The sequence below is a fragment of the Mycobacterium arosiense ATCC BAA-1401 = DSM 45069 genome (genome assembly GCF_002086125.1).
GTDB classification, from domain to species: domain Bacteria; phylum Actinomycetota; class Actinomycetes; order Mycobacteriales; family Mycobacteriaceae; genus Mycobacterium; species Mycobacterium arosiense.
On sequence record NZ_MVHG01000303.1, the window covers coordinates 1 to 291 of the forward strand.

Genomic DNA, 291 nt, shown 5'->3' on the forward strand with positions numbered 1-291 from the left:
GGTCAGTACCCTGACCGAGGAAACCCGCGACCCGCGGCGCAACATCCCGCGGGCGATCCTGCTGATCACCCTGCTTGGCGGGTTGATCTTCATCGTCACCTCGTACTTCGTGCAACTGGCGCACCCGTCGTTCGCCTTCGACAGCGCGGACTCGGCGGCCTACGAGATCGCCCGCAACATCGGTGGCGACCTGTTCGTGACCTTCTTCCTGGTCGGCCTGATCGTCGGCCAGTTCACCTCCGGTCTCTCGGCCCAGGCCAGCGCCTCGCGCCTGCTCTTCGCCATGGGCCG

At 66.7% G+C, this 291-nt stretch carries 1 protein-coding gene; it reads left to right on the forward strand.

Annotated features, from left to right (window positions below):
• Positions 1-291, forward strand: a 291-nt coding sequence (locus BST14_RS31990; RefSeq protein ID WP_142279718.1) for an amino acid permease, incomplete at both ends; no start/stop codon positions are given.